2 protein-coding genes are annotated in these 1,503 nt (G+C 44.8%); both read right to left on the bottom strand.

Annotated features, from left to right (window positions below; translation table 11 throughout):
• Positions 1–222: 222 nt before the first annotated feature.
• Positions 223–1,086, bottom strand: coding sequence for a hypothetical protein (locus tag H6G26_RS41690; protein WP_190738000.1), 864 nt, complete (start codon positions 1,084–1,086; stop codon positions 223–225).
• A gap of 40 nt (positions 1,087–1,126) precedes the next feature.
• The coding region (locus H6G26_RS41685; RefSeq protein ID WP_190737998.1) for a DUF1392 family protein at positions 1,127–1,503 on the bottom strand (377 nt) is incomplete at its 5' end.

The raw sequence follows: 1,503 nt of genomic DNA, 5'->3' as shown, positions 1-1,503 counted from the left end.
AATAGACTTGTTGGGTAATAAGCTCAAAAATCCTTGAAATCTGCTTGTGGCAAGCTTTTTATTGATTTCTGACCAAAATTATTGAAACCCAGACTCCCTAAGCCTTTCAGCGATTTTAGTCACTATTTCCCGACAACTCTAATGTTCTTGGTAATATTTGATGCTTTAGCAAAAATTCCATCTTTAGATTAGCGAACGTTCCTGTGGTGGGGGCGTTCGCTTTCACTTGGTCAGCACTGGTTCCTTTTTACTAGTGAAAGCACCTGCCTGCCTTAGTGCTGCGCCAGGACTGGGATGAGCGAAGAACTCTTCTATAGCTTTGGTCAAACCTGCGGCAACAACTGGATCGTGACAAGCGTAGACATAGATGGGCTGTTGAACCCCGTTAACCAATCGTGTTTCTTGGCGATCGCCCAAGTGTGGGTAAAATGTTCTCACCCATGTGCCCAAGTGTCCCCGGTAGTGAGCGCCGCTCAGGGGGACTTTTTTACCGAGTTCGCTCTCTGCAAAGTTGACCACGCCAAGCCAGCGTTCTTCTGTGGCGGTTAGCAATTTTCGGTTATGTTCAGCCAAAAGGTTGCCGGCATAGTCTTTAAATTGCTGTTCGGTGTACGGGTTGAGTCTGCCACCAGTTAACTCAGCTAAAGTCTTCATTGCCAGAACAAGAGTATGCAATCGCTGTTCAACTGGGGGGAGGGCTGGTGTAGAAGGTTGTTCTTGTGGTTGAGTAGCAGGTTTTGTCCAGCCCATAATGTCTTGCATCCAGGCACGAACACCGATACTTTCAAATGCTTCACAGGCTAAAAGAGCTTGTTCGCTGCATCTTTTTCCCGCTTCGTCAGGGATACCAGACTGCGACCACCCTAAAATGTCAACACCCTCAAAGCCTTTACGGACAAGCTTTTCAACCATTTTAGAGCGAGAATTGTCAACAGCCGTTTTGAGACTTCTGAATAATCCGGCAGCATCAACCCCAGCTAATCTTGCTGTTGCACGAAAACTAGCCTTACCTTGTCCATTAGAGTCATCAACAGTGATTTCTTGCTTTATCTGGCCGATAATTTGGGCTACTTCGATTTGTGACATAACTTTAGTTGGGTGATAATTTGTTGTTGATTAGAGAGAATTAGACATTCACGCGCACCAAACTTTTTTCACCAACCAGTGAGAAACGATTCGATATAGTCCGTGATTGAGTTAAGGTTGGCGACACCAATTCGACAAGGTAAAACCAAGAATTATTCACTAGCGCAATCCCCAAAATCAGCCGTTGCTTTGTTCCCTTATCGTGAGAACAGAGCATTACTCTTTCGCCCAGAACAAAGGCAGGTTTTTGCACTTTGATGGCTTCTAATTCTCCAGTCCCGATAATTTGGTTTTGTGTAGCGTGGAGTATTTCATTACGGCAGTCAATTGAATAAATCCAGCACTCATGCTTCCATTGCATACCGCAACAATAGCCAAATGTTCTCGTGGTTCGTAAATATACTCTCTCCAGTAAAT

This window comes from Nostoc sp. FACHB-888 (assembly GCF_014696655.1).
Lineage (GTDB): Bacteria > Cyanobacteriota > Cyanobacteriia > Cyanobacteriales > Nostocaceae > Nostoc.
This window is presented reverse-complemented; position numbering and strand designations above follow the sequence as displayed.

What these genes read in the sequence shown, in the direction of transcription:
- H6G26_RS41690 (WP_190738000.1), bottom strand. Translation starts at nt 1,086, where the DNA reads ATGTCACAAATCGAAGTAGCCCAAATTATCGGCCAGATAAAGCAAGAA.